Raw genomic sequence first — 21705 nt, 5'->3', positions numbered from 1 at the left:
CGGGTGGCGTACGGGACGCCACCCGGTTCATCACCCGATCAGTGCCTCGCTCAGGCGGCGGGGGTACCGGTCGCGGCCGGGGCCTCGATCTCGGGGCCCTTGGTCGTCGGAACGCGGCACGCGGCGTACGACTGCGACACCGAGTCGGTGTTGTGCCGGCCGCTCACCACGAGGGTGACGGTGCCGCCCTTGGTCGCCTCGCCGGACAGCGCGCTCTCGGGGAGCTGGACGGTCCGGGAGTCGGAGCCGCGGAAGAACGCCTCGCCCGAACCGGCGTAGGAGCCGTTCACGCGCCAGGTCCAGGTGACCTTGCCCGGGCCCGTGGTGGCGACCGTGGCGTGCGCGCCGACCTTGCAGCCGTCGTGGTTGGTCGCGGTCACCAGGCCGTACGCCGACACCTTGGTCTCGGGGGACGGAGCCGGAGCCGGGTCCTTGCACCAGACCTTGTAGGAGGCGCGGTTGGAGTAGGCGCGGTCCGGGCCGAGGACCTGGAGCTGCGCCCAGCCACGCTGGCTGTCACGCGGCGAGAGGCCGAAGCCGACCCTGGTGGCGTGGCGGACCCGCACCTTGCCGTAGTCCACGGCGTCGCCGTTGAGCACCCAGCGGTACTTGACCCAGGTGGGCCGGTCGGTCTTGATCAGACCGGTGAAGCGGATCTTGTCACCAGGGGTGCAGACGCCGACGTAGGAGTCGGGGTTGGCCCAGGCGCTGGCCGACACCGACGGCCTGTCGCCGGGAAGGTGGATGTCCACCTTCGGCTCCTCGGCCGCCTGCTCACAGGAGACGGAGAAGTACCCCTTCTTGGAGACGTACTTCTTCGGGCCGAGGACCTGGACGGCCTCCCAACCCTTGACGTCCTCCTTGAAGGTGACGGACTGCCGGACGGTGACCGTCTTGGTGCCGTGACCCTTGAGCCTGATCACGGAGACCTTGCCCTTGGACCCGTCGCCGTGCAGCCAGCGGTAGGCCAGCTCGGTCTTGCCCTTGACGGAAACCTTGATCCTCGCCGAGAAGTCGACCTTGACCGGGCAGTCACCCTCGTACTTGCCCGGCTTGGCCTGGGGCGCGGTCGCCGAGACCTTCACGCCGCCCTTGCCTGCCGTGGACGCCTGTGCGGGGGTCGCGACCATGCCCGCGGTCAGGGCGGCCAGCGCCGCGGCGGAGGCACCGAAGGCCGCCGCCCTGCGTACAGCTAACCCAGAGAACTTCATGTGAGAGTGCTCCATTCCGTATGAGGGAAAAGGACGCGCTCGGGAACGGTGGCCACGCCGGCACCTTCCGTGCACAGCAATATGGCAAAGCCCCCGTAATGCTCCTTTACCTAAGCACAGTCATGATTGCACACTCAACACAGGCGAAGATCAGAAATGTCCGAATTTCGCGACGGTTATCTGGTAAGAGACCAGGCGATACCATCCAAGATGTCGTGCTCGCTGACAATGACCTGCGAAAACGCGAAACGACGGACGATCCGGTCCAGAATGAGGGCGCCCGCGCCGATGACGTCCACCCGCCCCGGATGCATGACCCCCAGCGCCGCGCGCTCACCGTGGGTCATGGCCAGCAGCCGCCGCGTCACGTCGTGGACCTGCTCGGCGGAGAGCCGGGCGTGGTGGATGCGCTCGGGATCGTAGGCGGGCAGGTCCAGGGCGACGCCCGCGACCGTCGTCACCGAGCCGGCCAGGCCCACGAGCGTGCGGGCGCGGCGCACCGGCACCTCCGCCTCCACCCGGTCGAGCGCCGCCTCGATGTCGGCCACCACGGCCTCCAGCGCCCGCTCCGGCGCCGGGTCGCCCGCGTCCTTGAGGTGCCGCTCGGTCAGCCGCACGCAGCCGACGTCCACCGACAGCGCCGCCTCGGCGTGCTCGGAGCCCACGACGAACTCGGTGGACCCGCCGCCGATGTCCACCACCAGATAAGGCGGCAGCGGACCCTGGGGCACCTCGGTCTCCGGCGACAGCCGCAGCAGCCCCCTCGTGGCCCCGGTGAACGACAGCTCGGCCTCCTCGGCCCCCGACACGACCTCCGGCTCCACCCCGAAGATCTCGCGCACCCCGGCCACGAACTCCTCGCGGTTGGCGGCGTCCCTGGTCGCGCTCGTGGCCACGACGCGGATCGCGCTCGCGCCGTGCCGGTCGATCAGCTCCCGGTAGGCCCGCATGGCCTTGAACGTACGATCCAGCGCGTCGGGCGCCAGCCGGCCGGTCCTGTCGACGCCCTGGCCGAGCCGGACGATCTCCATCAGCCGCTCGACGTCGTCGATCCGCTCCTCGCCGACGTCGGCGATGAGCATGCGTACGGAATTGGTGCCGCAGTCCACGGCGGCTACACGCATGGTCCGTCACTCCACCACTCGGGGAGGGCTTCCAGCGCCTCCCGGCCGATCGGATTGGCACCGGGCACCGCCAGCTCGTGCGCGACGAGCGCGTGCAGGCACTTGACCCGCTTCGGCATGCCTCCGGTGCTCTGCATGTCACGCGGGAGCGGCTCCAGGCCCTCCTCCTGGGCCGCCGTGTCCCGCCTGGCCACGTAGTCGTCGTGCGCGGCCTGGTAGGCGGCGGCCAGCTCCGGGTCGGTGGCCAGCCTGGCCTGTATCTCGCGCATCAGGCCCGAGCCCTCCAGCGTGCCGATGGCCGAGGCCGCCTTCGGGCAGGTCAGGTAGTAGAGGGTCGGGAACGGCGAGCCGTCGGGCAGCCGCGGGGCGGTCTCCACCACGTCGGGATTGCCGCACGGGCAGCGGTGCGCCACCCCGCGCAGCCCCCGGGGCGGGCGGCCGAGCTGCTGCCGCACCACCTCGACGTCCTTACTGTCCAACGCTCTCCTTCTGCTCGGTGGGCTTCGCCGTGGGTTTCGCCGTGGGCTTCGCCGTGGGCTTCACCGTGGGCTTCACAGGGGATTTCACCGTGGATCTCACCGTCGGCTTCCCCGCCGGTGTCGGCCTGGTCGTGGGCCTCGTGGCGGGGGCCGGCGTCCCGGCCGGGTCCGTGCCGGCCCGGCGGCCGGTGCCCTGGTCGGCGGCCTCGACCGACTGCCACAACGTCTCGTACCACGGCGGCGCCGCCGCGGGCTGCTTCGCGGCCGCCGGCTGCTCGTCCCGCTCCGGCTCCATCACGACGAAGCACTTCTCGCCGGGCCCGCAGTAGTGCAGCCGCTCCTTGGCCGTCCGCTTGATCCAGTTGGGGTCGTTGGCCTGCTGGTCGCGGGCCAGCAACGCCCGTTTCTCCGCCTCGACCCTGGCCTTCTCCGCGCGCAGCTCGGAGATGCTGCGGCGCAGGCTGATGTACTCGCGCACAGGGTAGGCCAGGCTCATCGCGATCGCGCATACCACGACGGCCAGGATGGCGGCCCGCCCGGTGAGCTGCGGCCTCTTCGCCACTTGCTGCACACACCCCCTCGGGAAGAACGGCCCGCGGTGAAGTACGGGGTCACCGCGGGCCGTTACCCGAAACTAGCGCCGGAAACGCGGAAACGCCGCACGACCCGCGTAGCGGGCGGCGTCGTCGAGGAGCTCCTCGATGCGCAGCAGCTGGTTGTACTTGGCCACCCGGTCGGAGCGGGCGGGCGCGCCGGTCTTGATCTGGCCGCAGTTGACTGCCACCGCGAGGTCGGCGATCGTGGTGTCCTCGGTCTCGCCGGAGCGGTGGCTCATCATGCACCGGTAGCCGCTGCGGTGGGCCAGGTCCACGGCGTCGAGCGTCTCCGACAGCGTGCCGATCTGGTTGACCTTGACCAGCAGGGCGTTGGCCGCGCCCTGCTCGATGCCGCGCCGCAGCCGCTCGGGGTTGGTGACGAACAGGTCGTCGCCGACGAGCTGCACCTTGCCGCCCAGCGACGCGGTGATCGCCTTCCAGCCCTCCCAGTCCTCCTCGTCGAGGGGGTCCTCGATGGAGACCAGCGGGTAGTTGGCGACCAGGTCCTCGTAGAACGCGATGAGCTCCTGCGCCGACAGGCCCTTGCCGTCGATGGTGTAGACGCCGTCCTTGTGGAACTCGGTGGCGGCCACGTCGAGGGCGAGCGCGACGTCCTCGCCCGGCGTGTAGCCGGCTCGCTCGACGGCGACCAGGATCAGGTCGAGCGCGTCGCGGTTGGAGGGCAGGTTGGGGGCGAAGCCGCCCTCGTCGCCCAGGCCGGTGGCGTAGCCCTTCTCCTTGAGCACGCTCTTGAGCGCGTGGTAGACCTCGGTGCCCGTCCGCACGGCCTCGCGGAACGTCTCCGCCCCGATCGGCGCGATCATGAACTCCTGGATGTCGACATTGGTGTCGGCGTGGGCGCCGCCGTTGAGGATGTTCATCATCGGCACCGGCAGCACGTGCGCGTTGGGGCCGCCCAGGTAGCGGAAGAGCGGCAGCTCGGCGCTGTCGGCCGCGGCCTTGGCGACGGCCAGCGACACGCCCAGGATGGCGTTGGCGCCCAGCTTCGACTTGTTGGGCGTGCGGTCAAGGTCGATCATGATCTGGTCGATGATGCGCTGGTCCTCGGCCTCGACCCCGCTGATCTCCTCGAAGATCTGGTCGGTGACGGCGAGGACGGCCTTCTCCACGCCCTTGCCGCCGAAACGCTTGCCGCCGTCACGCAGCTCGACCGCCTCGAACTGGCCGGTGGACGCCCCGCTGGGCACGGCCGCGCGGCCGGTGCTGCCGTCGTCGAGCACCACCTCGACCTCGACCGTGGGGTTGCCCCGGGAGTCGAGGATCTCGCGAGCGTAAACGACCTCGATGGTAGCCACGGATGCGCTCCTAAATCGGAAGACGATATGCCTTCAGAGCCTATCGGTCCGGCCCGGCGCGACACGTCGCGGCGCCTCCCGGGCCGCCCTGGTCAGCGCCCCGGCGCCGTCCAGGTCAGTGGCCTTCCCGGCGCCGCCCAGGTCAGTGGCTCCCCGGCGCCGCCCGGGTCAGCGGCTCTCCCAGGCGCGCACGCGGTCGCGGTAGTCGCGCGCGGCGGCCCGCAGCTCCGCCTCGGGGTCCAGGCCCGCCTCCCCGGCCCGCCGCACCAGGTCGAACAGCTCGCGCGCCACGCCCTGGCCGATCCCGGCCGCCAGCGACTCCGGCGCGCCCGAGCGCTCGGCCCTGCGCAGGAGCTGGGCGGCCAGCGACAACGCCGGCTGCCCCATCGGAACGCCGTCGAGCGCCGACTCGCGGCCCTTGGCCGCCCGCTCGGCCTTCTTGATGGCCTCCCAGTTGTCGTTGACCTCGTCGGCGCTCTCGGCCCGCACCGAGCCGAACACGTGGGGGTGGCGGCGCACCAGCTTCTCGACGATGCCGGCGGCCACGTCGTCCATGTCGAAGCCCTCGGCCACCCGGGCGTGGAAGACCACCTGCAGCAGCAGGTCGCCCAGCTCCTCGCGCAGGGCCGGGTAGTCGCCCTCCTCGATGGTCTCCAGCACCTCGTACGCCTCTTCGAGCAGGTACGGCACCAGCGACTCGTGCGTCTGTTTGCGGTCCCAGGGGCACTCGGCCCGCAGCCGGTCCATGACCGCGACCAGGTCGAGCACCCGCGCGCCCGGCAGGTCGTACGAGCCCGGCACCACCTCGATCAGCGGCGGGTCGGCCATCGCCACCGCGGCGTGCCCGACCGCCCGCATGAACTCCTCGTCGTCCTTCTCCGGGCCGCCGATCTCCGATGCCGAGGCCAGCCACACGACCGTCCCGGCCGCGGCCCGCGCGACCAGCGCCCGCGGGTCCGGCTCGACGACCTCGACCTCGATCCCGGCCTCGGCCAGGTAGGGGAGCTGCGGCTGCGCCGCGTCCCCGGTCAGCACGGGACCGGAGCGCAGCGCCTGCCACGCCTGATGGCTGAGCAGTCCGGGCGCGACCCTGGGCGAGGTGGTGACGACGACGAGCGGCACGGGCTAGCCCTGCGCCGTCTGCTGCGTGGGGGCCGACGCCTTGCCGAAGCGGCCCGGGTCCACGAACGGGCCGGGGTTCTCCTGGCTGCGCTGCGGGTTGAGCGTGCCGTAGCGCGGGTTGACCACCGGCTTGATCGCGTTGAACTCCTGGGCCAGCCGCTGCATGCCGCTCTCCCCGCCGAACTGCTGCTGGAGCTTGCTCAGCCCCACCATGGCCCGGCCGTAGTCACGCGCGTCGGCCGGCACCACGCCCTGCGAGAGCAGGTTCATCTCGGCCGACTGGAACTGGCCGGGGTCCTTGATCGCGGCGTCGATCTCCGTCTCGCTGACCTGTACCTTGTAGCGGGCCATCAGCTGCTCGGTGACGGCCACGTTGACCAGGCGCTGCAGCACGACGTGGCTGACCGGGATGCCCCCGAGGTCGGCCTCGCTGAGGTTGTTGCGCTTCAGAGCCGCCTTGTACGCCTGCGCGTCCGTGTTGACCTCGCTGACCGTGATGCGCTCGTCACCGACCACGGCCGCGGCCCCGATGGGGGAGGGGGAGGAGCAGGCGGTCAGGGCCAGGCCCGCCGCGGCGGCCGCCACCGCCACTCGTATCGACTTCACATGCGTCCCTTTCCGACCGAAAAATCGCCGCTAGCTTACCCGGGCGAGCTCAAGGAACAGTGCCTCGACCAGGTCGCCGCACCATTTGAGCAGGTCGAGGTCGCGCAGCGGCTGCCCGCCCAGCGGTTTGGTCTTCGGGACGGGCACCAGCAGCGTCTCCGCGGCCTGCTTGTAGACGGCCTTCTTGTAGAGCCGGTCGAGGCGCACCTGCTGCGACTCGCGCAGCCGGGCCGGGCCGAACTTGATGTTCTGGCCCTGCAGCGTGACGTCGGTGAGCCCCGCCCTGCGCGCCTTGATCCGGAACCTGGCCACCTCCAGGAGGTTCTCCACCTCCACGGGCGGCTTGCCGTAGCGGTCGGTCAGCTCGTCGCGCACCTCGCCGATGTGGCTCTCCTCGGTGATGGCGGCGATCCGCTTGTAAGCCTCCAGCCGCAGCCGCTCGCTGGTGACGTAGTCGTGCGGGATGTGGGCGTTGATCGGCAGCTCGACCTTGACGTCGTGCGTCTCCTCGGGCGCCGTGCCGCCGTCGAGCTTGGCCTTCTGCTCCTGGACGGCCTCGGCCATGAGGCGCACGTAGAGGTCGAAGCCGACGCCCGCGATGAAGCCGGACTGCTCGGCGCCGAGCACGTTGCCCGCGCCGCGGATCTCCAGGTCCTTCATCGCGACGTACATGCCGGCGCCCATCTCGGTGTGCTGGGAGATGGTGGCCAGCCGCTCGTGCGCGGTCTCGGTCAGCGGCTTCTCCGGCGGGTACAGGAAGTAGGCGTAGCCGCGCTCGCGGCCCCGGCCGACCCGGCCGCGGAGCTGGTGGAGCTGGGACAGGCCGTAGTTGTCGGCGCGGTCCACGATGAGGGTGTTGGCGTTGGGCACGTCGAGGCCGGACTCGACGATCGTGGTGGAGACCAGCACGTCGTACTCGCGCTCCCAGAAGCCCACCATGATCTTTTCGAGCTGGTGCTCGTTCATCTGGCCGTGGGCCACCGCGATGCGCGCCTCGGGCACCAGCTCGCGCAGCCGCGCCGCGACCTTGTTGATCGAGGCGACCCGGTTGTGGACGAAGAAGACCTGGCCGTCGCGCATCAGCTCGCGCCGGATCGCCGCGGCGATCTGCTTCTCCTCGTACGGCCCCACGAACGTGAGGATCGGGTGCCGCTCCTCCGGCGGCGTGAGGATGGTCGACATCTCGCGGATGCCGGTCAGGCCCATCTCCAGCGTGCGCGGGATCGGCGTGGCCGACATCGCCAGCACGTCCACCTGCGTGCGCAGGTGCTTCATGGCCTCCTTGTGCTCGACGCCGAAGCGCTGCTCCTCGTCGATGATGATCAGGCCCAGGTCCTTGAAGCGGACCTCGGGGCTGAGCAGCCGGTGGGTGCCGATCACGACGTCCACCGCGCCCGTCCTGAGGCCGTCGAGCGTGGCCTTGACCTCGCCGTCGCTCTGGAAGCGGGAGATCGGCCTGACGGTGATCGGGAAGCTGGAGAAACGCTCGGTGAAGGTGGACATGTGCTGCTGGACCAGCAGCGTGGTCGGCACCAGCACCGCGACCTGCTTGCCGTCCTGGACGGCCTTGAACGCCGCGCGCACCGCGATCTCGGTCTTGCCGTAGCCGACGTCGCCGCAGATCAGCCGGTCCATCGGGACGCCGCGCTCCATGTCGCGCTTGACCTCGTCGATGGCCGCGAGCTGGTCGCCGGTCTCGGCGTAGGGGAAGGCGTCCTCCATCTCCCGCTGCCACGGCGTGTCGGGGCCGAAGGCGTGGCCGGGTGAGGCCATGCGGGCGGAGTACAGCCTGATCAGCTCGCCGGCGATCTCCTTGACCGCCTTCTTCGCCCGCGACTTGGCCTTGGCCCAGTCGGCGCCGCCCATGCGGTTGAGCGTGGGCGCCTCGCCGCCGACGTAGCGGGTGACCTCGTCGAGCTGGTCGGTGGGCACGTAGAGGCGGTCGCCCTTGGCGTACTCGATGACGAGGTACTCGCGGGTGGCGCCCTGTACGGTGCGCTGCACCATCTCGACGTAGCGGCCGACGCCGTGCTGCTCGTGCACGACGTGGTCGCCGAGCTTGAGCTGCAGCGGATCGACCATGTTGCGGCGGCGCGAGGGCAGGCGGCGCATGTCCTTGGTGGACGCCTTCTGGCCGACCAGGTCGAGGTGGGTGAGCACGGCCAGCGACGGCGTGACGAAGCCGTGCTCGATCAGGCCGGTGGAGACGTGGACGACCTTGGGCTCGGGCGCCTTGTCCAGGAAACGTTGCAGCCGGGCGGGCACGTCGACGCTCTTCAGCACCTCGACCATGCGCTCGGCCGGGCCGTGGCCCTCGCTGAGCAGCACGACCGCCTTCTCCTCGGCCAGCCAGCCCTTGACGTCGGCCAGCGCCTTGGCGGTGTCGCCGCGGTAGGCCTCGCTGTCGTGCGCGTCGAGCTCGACGCCGCTGCCGAAGGGGGCCATCGTCCACCACGGCTGGCCGAGGACGTCGGCGTGCCCGCGGATCTCCTCCAGCGTGCGGAACGCGGCCGCGCCGAGGTCGATGGGCGCCTCCCCGCCGGCCGCGGCGTTGATCCAGGACGCCTCCAGGAACTCCTGCGAGGTGCGTACAAGCTCCTCGGCCCGGCCCCTGATCCGCTCGGGGTCGCACACGAACACCGCCGAGCGGATCGGCAGGTGGTCCAGCAGCAGGTCCATCTCCCCGGCGAGGGCCGGCGCGAACGCCTCCATGCCCTCCACCGGCGTGCCCTCGGCGAGCTGGTCGAGCACCTCGGCCAGCGCCGGGTGCTCGGCGGCCAGCTCGCGCGCCCGCGCCCGTACCTCGTCGGTCAGCAGCAGCTCGCGGCAGGGCGGCGCGAACAGGCCGTCCTCGGCCGCCTCCAGCGAGCGCTGGTCGGCCACCTTGAACCAGCGGACCTCCTCGACCGTGTCGCCCCAGAACTCCAGCCGCAGCGGGTGCTCCTCGGTGGGCGGGAACACGTCGAGCAGCCCGCCGCGCACGGCCACCTCGCCGCGCCGCTCCACCATGTCCACCCGGTGGTAGCCGTTGCCGACGAGCTGGGCGACGACCTCGTCGAGGTCGGCGTCGTCGCCGGCGCGCAGCCGGATCGGCTCCAGGTCGCCGAGGCCCTTGACGATGGGCTGCAGCAGCGCCCGGACCGGGGCCACGATCACGTTGAGCGGCCCGGCCGCGGCGTCGCCCTTGACCGGGTGGGCCAGCCTGCGCAGCACGGCCAGCCGCTGCCCCACGGTGTCGCTGCGCGGCGACAGCCGCTCGTGCGGCAGGGTCTCCCAGGCCGGGAAGACCGCCACCGTGCTGGGCTCGACGAGGCTGGTCAGGGCCGCGGCGAGGTCTTCGGCCTCGCGGCCCGTCGCCGTGACGGCGAGCACGGTGCGCTGGTCGTGCGCGGCCAGCGCGGCCACAGCGAACGGCCGCAGCGCGGACGGCGCGATCAGCGAGACGTCGCCGCCCTCCTCCAGAGCGGCGGTCAGCTTCGGGTCGGCGCGAACAAGGTCAAGTAGCCCGGAAAGACTCATCAGATACGCCCACAGCCCCACGACGGCATCACGATTACCCCCGGCCTTGCCAGGTCGCGGGGGTGTGCTTCCCAGACTACTCGCCGCCGGACCTCCACCGATGCCCTAGCCCGGCACGCGGTAGCCGGGGACGGAGGGCCAGCGCACCGTGAGCACGGTGGACGGCTCCTCGGCCCGCCATGAGTGGTCGACGCCCCTGCCCCAGACCACGTAGTCGCCCGGCTCGGCCAGCAGCACGCTGCGGCCGGGCAGCTCCACCCGGAACCGGCCGCTGACGAGCAGGAGCAGGGCGGTGCGCTCCTCGCCGCGCACCCACTCCGCCCGCTCCTCGCCGGCGCGGTGCACGCCCCACTTGATCTCGACCTCGTCGCTGTGGCGGGGGTCGCCGGGCGGCTTGAAGTGCCCGAGCAGCCAGCCCCTGTCGCCGGCGGCGTCCGCCTCCGCGTTCCCCACGTAGATTTGGTCGCTCACGAGCCAGAACGCTAGCAGGGATATGCGTTACCAATACCGACCGGATGACTACGCTAGGTCACATGTCTGAGGTGCGATCGGTCGCCCTGCGGGGCGATCTCTTCGAGCAGCGGGTCCGCGAGCACTGGGCCGGCCAGTTCGGCCGGCGGCTCGACGTGCTGGTGGCCGGCTGCGCCCACGGCGGGCCGCCCGCGCTGGAGCGGGTCGAGGTCAGGGCCACCGGCGTGGACGAGGACCACCCGGTCGTCCGGGCGGTGCTGGAGGAGCGGGGCGACCTGGTGGCCTGGTCGCTGGGCGACCTGCGCAGCGTGCCGCTGCCGCCCAGGTCCTACGACCTCATCCAGCTGTCGTTCCTGCTGGAGCGGGTCAGGCATGCCGAGCTGATCTTCGACCGGCTGCTGCAGGCGCTGCGGCCGGGCGGGCTGGTGCTGCTGCGCATGCGCGACCGCCGGTCGGCGTACGGGCTGCTGGACCGCGCCACGCCGGCGTGGGCGCGCCGGGCGCTGTGGCGGGCGGTGATCGGGCCGGGCAGGCCGGGGCCGCTGCCCGCCGTGTACGAACCGCTGGCCTCCACCGACGGCATGCACGCGTTCTGCCTGAGCCGCGGGCTCATGATCACCGACGAGGAGCGGCGGGCGACCGGCCCCGCCCGCGCCGGCCGCCTGGGGCGTGCCGCGATCACCGCGGTCTCCCGGCTGACCAGCGGCCGCCACTCGGCCGCGCACGACGAGATCACCATGGTGATCAGGAAGCCGCAGCATCACTTCGCCAGGGTCCTCTAGCGACGAACCAGCAGAAGTCGGTACACTCGTTCCCTACCAAGTCAGTCGGATTAGTTGGGATGTCGGAAACGTGGAGTGGACCCCCGAGCCGCACGAGCTGGCCGACCTCGAGCTGCTGCTCTCCGGCGCCTTCGAGCCGCTGACGGGGTTCCTCGGCCACGACGACCTGCACGCGGTCCACGAGAGCGGCACGCTCGCCGACGGCACGCCGTGGCCCGCCCCGGTCACCCTCCACCTGCCCGCCGACGTCTCCTCCGGGGTCTCCCCCGGCGACGAAGTGACCCTGCTGGACCCCGAGGGCGTGCCGCTCGCGGTCCTCACGGTGACCGCGCGGGAGGCCGACGGGCTGGTCGCCGGGCCCGTCCGGGGTCTCGGCGCGCCCGAGCACGGGCCGTTCGCCCGCCTGCGACGCACCCCGGCGCAGGTCAGGGCCGAGCTCGGCGGGCGCGCGGCGCTCGCCGTCACCATGCGGGGCCCGCTCGACGACCTCTCCGAGATCACCGCCACCGCCAAGGAGCTGGACGCGGTGATCGTGCTGATGCCCCTCGCGTACGGCGAGGGCGGCCCCGCCGTGGTCCGCGCCGCGCTGCGCGCCCAGGAGCGGCTGCCCGCCGGCACGCTGGTGGTCCCCGTGCCCCTGGCACCGCGCGAGGAGCCCGAGATCGACCTGGAGCTGCGCGAGCGCGTCGCGGCCGCGTACGGCGCCGCCGAGCACCTGCCGGGCCCCGACCCGGTGACCATCCCGGGGCCGCCGCACCGCCGCGGCCTGGTGGTCTTCTTCACCGGCCTGTCGGGCTCGGGCAAGTCCACCATCGCCCGCGGCCTGCGCGACGAGCTGCTGGAGCTGGGCAGCCGCCAGGTCACCTACCTCGACGGCGACGTGGTGCGTCACCTGCTGTCCAAGGGCCTGACCTTCTCCAAGGCCGACCGCGACCTCAACATCCGCCGCATCGGCTTCGTGGCCGCCGAGGTCGCCCGGCACGGCGGGCTGGCCATCTGCGCGCCCATCGCCCCCTACGCCGCCACCCGCGCCGAGGTACGCGCGATGGTCGAGGCGGTCGGCGCCGACTTCCTGCTGGTCCACGTGGCCACGCCGCTGGAGGAGTGCGAGCGGCGCGACCGCAAGGGCCTGTACGCCAAGGCCCGCGCCGGGCTCATCCCCGAGTTCACCGGCGTCTCCGACCCCTACGAGGAGCCGGACGACGCCGAGCTGGTCATCGACACGACGCACATCACGATCGAGGCGGCCGTCTCCCGGGTGCTGGAGACGCTGCGGTCCGGAGGTTGGGTTCGTTGATCGACTTGGCGCTGATCGGCGGGTCCTTCCTCGTCGCGATCGTGGTCGGGCTGACCGGCATGGGCGGCGGCGCGCTCATGACGCCGATGATGATGTTGTTCTTCAACGTCCCGCCGCTCGCCGCGGTCTCCAGCGACCTGGTGGCCTCGGCCGTGATGAAGCCGGTCGGCAGCGTGGTGCACCTGCGCCGGGGCACGGTCAACCTGCGCCTGGTGGGCTGGCTGTGCGCGGGGTCGGTGCCGGCCGCGTTCTGCGGGGTGTTCCTGGCCCGCGCGTTCGCGGTCACCGACGCCGTCAAGTACGCCCTGGGCGTGGCGCTGCTGCTGGCCGTGGCGGGCATGGCGGTCAAGACGCTGCTCGGCGGGCGGGGCGGCACGGCGAGCGCCCGCGACATCGTCGTGCGCCCGATTCCGACCCTACTGGTCGGTATGGTGGGCGGGTTGGTCGTCGGAGTCTCCTCCGTCGGCTCGGGCTCGCTCATCATCGTGGCCCTGCTCGCGCTCTATCCGGCGCTCAAGGCCAACCAGCTCGTCGGCACCGACCTGGTGCAGGCCGTGCCGCTGGTCGCCGCCGCCGCGCTCGGCCACCTCCTGTTCGGCGACTTCCAGCTCGACCTCACGCTCTCGCTGCTCATCGGCTCGATCCCCGGCGTCTACCTCGGCGCCCGGATCTCCTCGCGCGCCCCGGGCGGCCTGATCCGCGCGCTGCTGGCGATCGTGCTGCTGGCCTCGGCGCTCAAGCTCCTGGACGCGAGCAACACCCTCACCGTCGCCGCCCTGGTCGCCGCCACCGCCGTCGTGATCACCGGCTGGCGCTGGCGGGCCCGCAGGACGGCCGAGCCGGCCGCCCGCGACGAGGCCATGAGCACCGCGGGCCGCCAGTGACACGGGTCGCCAGTGACACGGGCCGCTAGGGACGCGGGACCGGGGTCGAGCGGAAGTACGGATCCTGGGCGAGCCGCTCGAAGGCCCGCGCGGCCCCCGGATCGGAGTCGAAGCTCGTGTCACCGCGCGGCGCCCGCGGCGAGTCGAAGTAGAACAGCGCCTTGATCTGCGGATACTGCTTGACCTGCCGCCCCACCGACTCGAAGAACCGGCGCTTGAACCCCCGATCGCGGGGCCGCTCGAACACCCCCCACTCGGCCACCATGACCGGCTTGCCGGGGAAGCGGAGCTGCATCCACCGGTAGAAGCCCGGCCACTGGGCGTACTTCTTCTCCTTGCGTACCTTGTCGACCAGCCCGTGGAAGTCCTTGACCCGGTCGTCGGCGTAGGGGTCCATGCCCACCCAGTCCACGACGTCGTCGCCCGGGTAGAGCTGCTCGAACCACGGCTCGACCGCCCAGTTGGGCGCCCCCATGTACGTCATGACCATGACCGCGTTGCGGACGCCCTGCCCCCGCAGCCGCAGCACCACGTGCCGGTACATCGCGGCGTAGTCGGCGGCCCGCATGCCCGACCCCGGGTCCTCGTCCACGTCGTTCTCGGGCTCGTGGTGCAGAGTGAGGAAGAAACGCTCGGGGAAGGTGCGCCGCAGGTGGGCGGCCAGCCGGTCGATCTTGCCGTCCAGCTCGCCGCGGGCGATCTCGGCCCAGGTGCGGTCGCGCGACGGCTTCCAGTTGATCATGAGCAGCCGCGGCCGGGCCGGGTCGCGGGCCAGCCGGATCTCGGCCTTGGTCGGGAACAACTCGCTCCCCCTGTGGTAGACGTGCAGCACGTCGGCCGCCGCGCCCATGCGGGCCTCCGCCCCGCGCAGGGCCTGCTCGACCGGCGCGCCGGTGAAGACCTCCGGCGCCAGCCCCCACCAGACGCCGCAGGACGGGATGAGCCTCGCGGTGGCCGTGCAGGCCGGCACCCCCGTCACCCGTTTGGTCGCCGTCGCGACCGGTGGCGCCGCGACCGGGCCCGCAGTGCCCGCCTGGCCCGCCCCCGGGCTCGTGGCGGGGTCCGTCGCCGGGCCGGACGTGCCGGAGCAGCCGGTCAGCGCCACGATCACGACGAGCGCCGCCACTGTTCCGGAAATAACTCCCCGTATTCGCAAAACCGTCCGACCTCCTTGTCGAAGGACCCCCGAGTTGTCACACCTGAACCTTGCCATGTCGTTCCCGGAACTTCAGCCAGTGTGGTGAGTATCCCCAGGTGACCGAGGGTAAAGCCGTGCCCGGATTTTCATGGAATTTCGATTTATGGGAGCCCTTCTTTCCTGCCGTACCGGAGAAAATCTTGCGGATTCAGCTCGGGTGCTGATCGTCCGCCCTATAGTGGGCGCACGCCTAGCCCCGTGACCCAGCGTCGCCGGACGGCGACAACGCGCACACACCCCCCAGGAGACCGCCGCATGACCCAGCCGCCGGACGTCCAGGCCCGCCGCCCCGGCGGGGAGCTGGAGGCGCACCTGTCCCTGCTGCGCAGGCGGTGGCTGATCCTGGTGGGCTGCGTCGTGGCCGGCTGCACCGCGGGGCTCGGGCTCATGCGGCTCACGCCGCCCGCCTACACCGCCGCCACGCAGGTGCAGGTCATGCCCGCCGGCCCGCAGGAGAGCGGCAACCAGGTCACCGCCCGCCAGCGCGAACCGCTCAACCTCGACACCGAGGCGCAGGTCGCGGAGTCGTCCGTGGTCGCCGCCCGGGCCGCCAAGGCGCTCGGCGGCGTCGTGCCCGGGCCCGCGGAGGTCACCGTCCCGCCCAACTCGGCGATCCTGTCGATCGCGGTCACCGCCGCCGACCCGCGCACCGCCGCCGCCCAGTCCGGCGCGTACGCCGACGCCTACCTCGCCCACCGCCGCGCGAGCGCGCTGGCCGCGCTGGCCGACCAGCAGCAGGCCGTGCTGCGCAAGCTCAAGCAGGTCAACGCCGGCCTCGACGCGGCATTCCGGCGGCTGGCCCAGCTCCCCAAGGGCGGCCCCGAGCGGTCCATCGCGCTGCAGCGGCAGGGCGTGCTCAGCCGGCAGGCCGCCGGCCTCGCGCTCAGGTACGACGCCCTGCGCACCGTGGCGGTGACCCCCGGCACGGTCATCAGCAGGGCCATGCCGCCGGCCGCGCCCAGCTCCCCCAGCCTGCCCCTTTACCTCGGCACCGGCCTCATGGCGGGGCTGCTGACCGGGTCGGCCGCCGCCTACGCCCGCGACCGGCTCGACGTCCGGCTGCGCCGCGCCGCCGACGTCGAGCGGCTGACCGGCCTGCCGGTGCTGGCCGACCTGTCCGGGCCGCGCGAGCCCGGCGTCCTGCACGAGCTGGCCAGCGCCGTCGTGGCCGGCTGCCCCGGCAAACGGCTGCTGGTCCGGGCACTGCCCGCCGGCCTGTACGCCGCGTCCCCGGCCACGTCCCCGGCCGGGTTCTCCGCCGGGTCTCCGGCCGTGCCCTCGGCCGGGTCTCCGGCCGGGTCTCCGGCCGGGTCTTCGGCCGTGCCCTCGGCCGGGTCCTCAGCCGCGTCCCCGGCCGGGCCGACGGCCGCCGCTCTCCCGCTGACCGTCGCCGCCCCGCTGACCGTGCTCGACGGCAGCGACGTGCGCGACCTGGCCAGGGCGGACGCGGCCCTGCTGCTCGTGGGGCTCGGCCTGGTCACCGCCACGCAGGTCGCCGCCGCCGTCCGCCACCTGGCGCGGCACGGCGTGCCGGTCATCGGCGTGGTGACCGCCGCCGACGCGGTGCCGGAGTTCGTGCCCCTGCTGGAGTCGCGCCCGCACACGCCGCTCGGCAAGCTCGTGGCCACCGCCGAGTTCGGCACCGCCACCGACGGACCCTCCGGCCACCGCGGCCCCGCCACCGACGGACCCTCCGGTCACCGCGGCACCACCGTTGACGGGCTCCCCGGCCATCGCAGCACCACTGCTGACGGGCCCTCCGGTCACCGGGGTCCCTCCGCCGCGTTCGGGCCGCCCGGGGAGTTCGGCGCGGCGCCCGGGGCCGGCATGTCGGCCGAGACCTCGCCCGTCCAGGCGCTGCACCGGCCCCGGCCGGGCCGACCGGCGTGAGGGGCCCCGCCTGGCCGATCGCCGCGCTGCTGGTCGGCTACCCGCTCTGGTGGGCGCTCGGCGCCGGCGGCCTGGCGGTGATCGTTCTGGCCGGGCCGATGGCGGTGCTGCTGTGGCGGCGCCGGCCGGTCAAGGTGCCGCCCGGGTTCGGGCTGTGGGTGCTGCTGCTGGCCGGCTACCTCGTGAGCGCGACGATGCTGGGCGAGTCGCCGCCCGGCACGTACGGCGACCTCAGCCCCGGCCGGATCATCGGCTACGCGATGCGGCTGGCGCTCTACGCCAGCGTCCTGATCATGGTGCTCTATCTGGGCAACCTGACCGAGCGGGAGCTGCCGCAACTGCGGCTGGTGCGGTGGCTGGGCGTGCTGTTCGTCACGACGGTGGCCGGCGGGCTGCTCGGCGTCCTCGCGCCCGGGTTCGCGTTCACCTCGCCGCTGGAGCTGCTGCTGCCCGACTGGCTGAGCGGCAACGCGTTCGTCCAGAACCTCATCCACCCGACCGCCGCCCAGACCCAGAAGGTGCTCGGCCACGCCATGCCGCGGCCGGAGGCGCCCTTCGAATGGGCCAACGCCTGGGGCAGCAACCTGTCGGTGCTGCTGGTCTGGGCCGTCGTCGGCTGGTGGGCGCACGGGGGCCGGCGGCAGCGGGTGTTCGTGACCGCCGTCGCCGCCGTCGCCGCGGTCCCCGTCGTCTACTCGCTCAACCGGGGCCTGTGGATCGGGCTCGGCCTGTCCGCCCTCTACCTGGTCGCCCGCACCGGCGGGCGCGCCAGGGTCGCGCTGTGCGCGACGGCGGCCGGGGCGGCGCTGGTGCTCGCGCTCAGCCCGCTGGCGACGCTGTTCACGCAGCGGCTGGACCGGCCGCACTCCAACGACATCCGGGCCTTCACCGTCACCGCCACGCTCGCCGCCGCCACGCACTCGCCGGTGATCGGCTACGGCAACACCCGCAACGCGCTGGGCAACCACCGCACGATCACCACCGGCAGGACCGGGTGGTGCCCCGACTGCGGGCATCCGCCGCTCGGCAGCGACGGGCAGCTCTGGCTGCTGATCATCACGCAGGGTTTCACCGGGGCCGCGCTGTACGTCGCCTTCTTCGCCGGCGCGATCCGCCGCCACTGGGCCGACCGCAGCCCCGTCGGGCTCGGCGGGGTGCTGGTGATGGGGCTGGTGCTGCTCTACATGTTCGTCTACGACGGCCTGGTCACCCCGCTCATCCTCTACCTCATCTCCTTCGCCCTCCTGTGGCGCAACGCCCAGCGGGGTGCCGCGTGAGCGACGCCGCCGTCCGCCTCGACTACCTGGCCGACACCGTCCGGCTGCTGTATCCCGGGTCAGGGGCGCCCCGGGCGTACACCGTGCTGCCGCACGCCGCCGTGCCCCGCCGGCTGGCGCCGCGGCGCTGGTGGCACGTGGGCTCGCCGGTGGTGGTGCCCGGGGAGGGCTCGATCGCGGCGTACCTGGGGGAGGTCCTCGGGCGGCCGGTCGAGACCGTCCTGCACGTGCGGCCGGCGCGGCGGGCCAACCGCAAGCCGGTGCTGGAGGCCCGCGCGGACGGGCGGGCGGTGGCGTTCGTGAAGGTCGGCGACAGCGCCCGGGCCCGCGCGCTGGTCGCCGCCGAGGCGGCGGCGCTGCGCCGGCTGGCCGGGCTCGGCCTGCGGACCGTGGTCGCGCCCACCGTGCTGCACCTCGGCGAGTGGCGCGGCCTCGCGGTGCTGGTGCTGTCGGCGCTGCCCGTACGGCGCCGCAGCCGCGCGCCCCGGCCGCTGCTGCTGGCCGCGATCGCGGAGATCGCCGCCACCGGCGACGGCCGCGCCGCCGCCTGGCACGGGGACCTCGCGCCCTGGAACGTGTGCCCCGCGCCCGACGGGCGGCTGCTCGTGTGGGACTGGGAGCGCTACGAGATCGGCGTCCCCGCCGGCTTCGACGCTCTGCACCACCTCTTCCACCGCGCCCTGCGCCGGATGCGGCCCGCCGCGGCCGCCCGCGCCTGCGTGGCCGGGGCCCCGCGCGAGCTGGCGCCGCTCGGCCTGACGGCGGCCGTCGCCCGGCAGACCGCCCTGCGCTACCTCATCGCCCTGGCCGACCGGCACGCCGCCGACGGCCACGAGCCGCTCGGCCCGCCCCACACCTGGCTCAACCCGGCCGTCGACCACGAGGAGCTGCTGACGTGAGAACCATGAAGCGGCCGGTCCTGTCGCTGTCGAGGACCGCCGGCCGGCTCACCGCCGGCGCGCGGCTGCTGCCGGCGTTCCTGATCGCGGGCGGGCAGCGGTGCGGCACGACGTCCCTGTACCGGGCGCTGGCGCGGCACCCGCTGCTGCTCAAACCCGTGCTGCACAAGGGCGTGCACTACTTCGACGTGGCCTACTGGCGTGGGCTCGCCTGGTACCGGGCGCACTTCCCGCTGCGGGCCGGGGCGGCGCTGCTCGCGCACCGGTACGGCGGGCGGGCGCTGGCCTTCGAGTCGTCCCCCTACTACCTGTTCCACCCGACGGCCGGGGAGCGGATCGCGGCGGACCTGCCCGGCGTCAAGCTCATCGTGCTCGTCCGCGACCCGGTCGAGCGGGCCCGCTCGGCGCACGCGCACGAGCTGGCCCGGGGGTACGAGCGGGAGCCCCTGTTCGAGCGGGCCGTCGAGCTGGAGCAGGCGCGGCTCGCCGGGGCCGAGGAGCTGCTGCGCGGGTCGCCGCACGCGCGGCACCACTCCCACCGCCACCACGCCTACCTGGCCCGGGGCCGCTACGCCGACCAGCTCGACCGGCTGGAACCGCTGTTCGGGCGCGACCGCATCTTGGTGCTCGACAGCCACCGGTTCTTCACGGACCCGGAGCACGTGCACGACCGAGTGCTGGAGTTCCTGGGGGTGCCGCACCTGGGCTATCCGGTGTTCGAGCGGCACAACGGGCGGCCCCGCCCCCGGCCGCTGCCGGGCGAGCTGGAGCGGGCGCTGCGCGAGCACTTCGAGCCGTACGACGCGCGGCTGGTGCGCTGGCTGGACGAGGAGCCGTCGTGGCGGCGGTGATCCCCGGCCGCCTGGTCGCGAGCCTGCGCCACCGGGGCGGGGCGGCGCGGGGCGGGGTGGCGGGGCTGGCGGCGGCCGGCACGTCGGCGGCGGCGCAGTTCGCGCTCGTCGTGGTCGTGACGCGGGCGGCCGGCGCGGCCGAGGCCGGGGCGTTCTTTGCGGTGACCGCCGTGACGCTCATGGCGGCCGGGATCGCGAAGCTGGACGCCGGGAACGGGCTGGTGTACTTCATCGCGAGGGCGGCGACGTACGGGTATCGCGGCATGTCCGGATATATCAGGGCAGCGACCGTTCCGTGCGCGTTGGCGGCCACCCTCGCCGCCGCCCTGCTGTGGCCACGAGTGGGGCCGGTGGCGGCGACGGTGCCGGTCATCGTGCTCGCGGACGTGCTGCTGGCCGCCACCCGCGGCTTCGGCTCGCTGCGGCCGAGCGTGCTGCTGGACGGGATGGCGCTGCCCGCCGCCCAGCTCGTCCTGGTCGCCGCCGTGGCCCTGGCCGGGCGGCCGGGGTGGCTGCCGGTGGCGTGGGGGCTGCCGTACGTGCCGGTGCTGGTCCTCGCCCTCGCCTCGGTACGCGGGCGGGCGCCGCGGAGCCCGTACCTGCCGGGGACGGCGCGCGACCTGTGGCGCTACACCGCCCCCCGCTCCCTGGCGGCGGCGATCCAGGCCGTGCTCCAGCGCGTGGACGTCGTGATCGTCGCCCTGCTGGCCGGGCCCGCGCAGGCCGCCGTCTACACCGCCGCCACCCGGTTCAAGGTCGTGGGCCAGCTCGCGAACCAGGGCCTGACGCAGGCCGTGCAGGCCAGGCTGGTGAGCGCGCTGGCCGACGGCGAGCTGGCGCGGGCCAGGGAGCTCTACCAGACCGCGACGATCTGGCTGGTGCTGCTGACGTGGCCGGTGTGGCTGGCGTACGCGGCGCTGGCGCCGTGGCTGCTGGCGGTGTTCGGGCCCGCGTACGGTGCGGCGGCGCCGGTCGCGCTGGTGCTGGCGGCCACGATGATGGTGGCCACGGCCTGCGGGATGGTGGACGTCGTGCTCACCGCCGCCGGGCGCACCACGGCCAGCCTGCTCAACCTGCTGGCGGCCGTGGCCTGCACCCTGGCGCTGGACCTGGCGCTGGTCCCCGCGCACGGCGCGCTCGGCGCGGTGGCCGGCTGGTCGGGCGGGGTGCTGGTCAAGAACCTGCTGCCGCTCTGGCAGCTCCACCGCGGCTACGGCCTGCGCCCGTTCGGCCGGCACACGCTCGCCGCGCTGCGCCCGCGTACGTGGGCGGCGGCATGAGCGCCCGCCCCGCCCCGGTGCTGGTCACCGGGCTGCCCAGGAGCGGCACGAGCTGGGCGGGCAGGATGCTGGCGGCCGGCGGCGAGCTGGTCTACGTCAACGAGCCGCTCAACCCCCAGCACCCGCCCGGCCGCTGCCCCGGCGTGCTGGCCGCCGAGGTCACCCACCGCTTCCAGTACATCTGCGACGACAACGACGAGCTCTGGCTGCCCGCCTTCCGCGACACGGTCGCGCTGCGCTACCGGTGGCCGGCCGAGCTGCGCGCGAACCACCGCCCGTACGACCTGGCCCGGCTGCTCCGCTACGGCACCGCCTTCGCCCTGGGCCGCCTGGGCGGGCGGCGGGCGCTGCTGGACGACCCGTTCGCGGTGCTGAGCGCGGGGTGGTTCGCGCGGCGGCTGGGTTGCCGGGTGATCGCGCTGGTGCGGGAGCCGGTGTCGTTCGTGGCGAGCTGGCAGCGGCTGGGCTGGGACGCCGACCCCCTGGACCTGCTGGACCAGCCGCTGCTGGTCCGCGACCACCCCGAGGTGCGCGCCGTCGGCGCCGCCCCCGATCGCCTGGCCAGGATCGCCGCCCTCTGGCGGGCCGCCCGCACGGTCCTGGCCAGGACGCCCGGGATCCTCGTCACCTCCTACGAGTCCCTGGCCGCCGACCCGCTGCCGGGCTTCCGCCGCCTGTACGCCTACGCGGACCTGCCGTGGACCCCGGCCGCCGAGCGCCGCGTCCGGCGGGCGTGCACCGGCCCCGCGTCGCCGTCCGCGGGCGCGTTCCGGTGGACGGGGCTGTCCCGTACGGCGTACCGGCGCATGGACTCCCGCCAGGCGCTGGCCGACCCCGCCCGCGGCCTCACCCCGCAGGAGGCGGCCCGGATCCGCGCCCTGACCTGACCCCCGCGGGGCCGGG

Annotated in this window: 19 protein-coding genes; 9 read left to right on the top strand and 10 right to left on the bottom strand. The window is 73.5% G+C overall.

Annotation, left to right across the window (positions count from 1 at the left end):
- Nucleotides 1-50 precede the first annotated feature (50 nt).
- The 9 genes from AB0H75_RS38015 to AB0H75_RS37975 all read right to left on the bottom strand — a co-directional run bounded on the left by AB0H75_RS38015 (nt 51) and on the right by AB0H75_RS37975 (nt 10444).
- Nucleotides 51-1211: a hypothetical protein gene (locus tag AB0H75_RS38015; RefSeq protein WP_367804503.1), complete on the bottom strand. Its 1161-nt coding sequence runs from the start codon at nt 1209-1211 to the stop codon at nt 51-53.
- 176 nt (nt 1212-1387) lie between these two features.
- Nucleotides 1388-2335: an exopolyphosphatase gene (locus tag AB0H75_RS38010; RefSeq protein ID WP_367804502.1), complete on the bottom strand. Its 948-nt coding sequence runs from the start codon at nt 2333-2335 to the stop codon at nt 1388-1390.
- A complete protein-coding gene (locus AB0H75_RS38005; protein ID WP_367804501.1) occupies nt 2326-2814 on the bottom strand; it encodes a DUF501 domain-containing protein in 489 nt (162 codons plus the stop codon). Before AB0H75_RS38005 ends, AB0H75_RS38010 begins: the two co-directional genes overlap by 10 nt.
- On the bottom strand, nt 2804-3376 hold the full coding sequence (locus AB0H75_RS38000; protein WP_367804500.1) for a septum formation initiator family protein: 573 nt from the start codon (nt 3374-3376) through the stop codon (nt 2804-2806). The genes AB0H75_RS38005 and AB0H75_RS38000 overlap by 11 nt, the downstream gene beginning before the upstream one ends.
- A gap of 72 nt (nt 3377-3448) precedes the next feature.
- Nucleotides 3449-4726: a phosphopyruvate hydratase gene (gene eno / locus AB0H75_RS37995; RefSeq protein ID WP_367804499.1), complete on the bottom strand. Its 1278-nt coding sequence runs from the start codon at nt 4724-4726 to the stop codon at nt 3449-3451.
- A gap of 168 nt (nt 4727-4894) precedes the next feature.
- A complete protein-coding gene (locus tag AB0H75_RS37990) occupies nt 4895-5848 on the bottom strand; it encodes a MazG family protein (protein ID WP_367804498.1) in 954 nt (317 codons plus the stop codon).
- Between the two features lie 3 nt (nt 5849-5851).
- Nucleotides 5852-6454 carry a SurA N-terminal domain-containing protein gene (locus tag AB0H75_RS37985; protein WP_367804497.1) on the bottom strand — a complete coding sequence of 201 codons (603 nt, stop codon included), beginning with the start codon at nt 6452-6454 and terminating at the stop codon, nt 5852-5854.
- A gap of 30 nt (nt 6455-6484) precedes the next feature.
- Nucleotides 6485-9973 (bottom strand): transcription-repair coupling factor, encoded by a 3489-nt coding sequence (gene mfd / locus AB0H75_RS37980; RefSeq protein WP_367804496.1) that lies wholly within the window; start codon nt 9971-9973, stop codon nt 6485-6487.
- A gap of 105 nt (nt 9974-10078) precedes the next feature.
- Nucleotides 10079-10444, bottom strand: a complete 366-nt coding sequence (locus AB0H75_RS37975) for a signal peptidase I (protein WP_367804495.1) — start codon at nt 10442-10444, stop codon at nt 10079-10081.
- Nucleotides 10445-10506: 62 nt separating this feature from the next.
- Between AB0H75_RS37975 and AB0H75_RS37970 the strand changes: the two genes are divergently transcribed.
- The 3 genes from AB0H75_RS37970 (at nt 10507) to AB0H75_RS37960 (ending at nt 13407) form a co-directional block, all read left to right on the top strand.
- Nucleotides 10507-11226, top strand: coding sequence for a class I SAM-dependent methyltransferase (locus AB0H75_RS37970; protein WP_367804494.1), 720 nt, complete (start codon nt 10507-10509; stop codon nt 11224-11226).
- A 70-nt stretch (nt 11227-11296) separates the two neighbouring features.
- Nucleotides 11297-12523, top strand: a complete 1227-nt coding sequence (gene cysC / locus AB0H75_RS37965) for an adenylyl-sulfate kinase (protein ID WP_367804493.1) — start codon at nt 11297-11299, stop codon at nt 12521-12523.
- The gene (locus AB0H75_RS37960) at nt 12520-13407 is read left to right on the top strand and encodes a sulfite exporter TauE/SafE family protein (RefSeq protein WP_367804492.1); all 888 of its coding nucleotides are present in this window, start codon (nt 12520-12522) and stop codon (nt 13405-13407) included. The genes cysC and AB0H75_RS37960 overlap by 4 nt, the downstream gene beginning before the upstream one ends.
- A gap of 25 nt (nt 13408-13432) precedes the next feature.
- Here the strand turns inward: AB0H75_RS37960 and AB0H75_RS37955 are convergent, their stop codons facing one another.
- The gene (locus AB0H75_RS37955) at nt 13433-14533 is read right to left on the bottom strand and encodes a glycoside hydrolase family 26 protein (RefSeq protein WP_367804491.1); all 1101 of its coding nucleotides are present in this window, start codon (nt 14531-14533) and stop codon (nt 13433-13435) included.
- A gap of 327 nt (nt 14534-14860) precedes the next feature.
- Here AB0H75_RS37955 and AB0H75_RS37950 point away from each other — a divergent pair, with 327 nt between their 5' ends.
- The 6 genes from AB0H75_RS37950 to AB0H75_RS37925 are packed head-to-tail and all read left to right on the top strand — an operon-like array spanning nt 14861 to nt 21689.
- Nucleotides 14861-16495, top strand: a complete 1635-nt coding sequence (locus AB0H75_RS37950) for a YveK family protein (RefSeq protein WP_367804490.1) — start codon at nt 14861-14863, stop codon at nt 16493-16495.
- Nucleotides 16492-17772: a hypothetical protein gene (locus AB0H75_RS37945; protein WP_367804489.1), complete on the top strand. Its 1281-nt coding sequence runs from the start codon at nt 16492-16494 to the stop codon at nt 17770-17772. The genes AB0H75_RS37950 and AB0H75_RS37945 overlap by 4 nt, the downstream gene beginning before the upstream one ends.
- Nucleotides 17769-18671 carry a hypothetical protein gene (locus tag AB0H75_RS37940; protein WP_367804488.1) on the top strand — a complete coding sequence of 301 codons (903 nt, stop codon included), beginning with the start codon at nt 17769-17771 and terminating at the stop codon, nt 18669-18671. Before AB0H75_RS37945 ends, AB0H75_RS37940 begins: the two co-directional genes overlap by 4 nt.
- Before the next feature lie 5 nt (nt 18672-18676).
- A complete protein-coding gene (locus AB0H75_RS37935) occupies nt 18677-19522 on the top strand; it encodes a sulfotransferase domain-containing protein (protein ID WP_367804523.1) in 846 nt (281 codons plus the stop codon).
- Nucleotides 19510-20802: a lipopolysaccharide biosynthesis protein gene (locus AB0H75_RS37930; protein WP_367804487.1), complete on the top strand. Its 1293-nt coding sequence runs from the start codon at nt 19510-19512 to the stop codon at nt 20800-20802. The genes AB0H75_RS37935 and AB0H75_RS37930 overlap by 13 nt, the downstream gene beginning before the upstream one ends.
- Entirely contained in the window at nt 20799-21689 is an 891-nt protein-coding gene (locus AB0H75_RS37925) for a sulfotransferase (RefSeq protein WP_367804486.1), read from the top strand. The genes AB0H75_RS37930 and AB0H75_RS37925 overlap by 4 nt, the downstream gene beginning before the upstream one ends.
- Nucleotides 21690-21705 lie beyond the last annotated feature (16 nt).

The sequence above is a fragment of the Nonomuraea sp. NPDC050783 genome (assembly GCF_040802095.1).
In the GTDB taxonomy this organism is placed as follows: domain Bacteria; phylum Actinomycetota; class Actinomycetes; order Streptosporangiales; family Streptosporangiaceae; genus Nonomuraea.
Note: the sequence above shows the minus strand (reverse complement) of the source record. Positions and strands in the feature narration are given on the sequence as shown.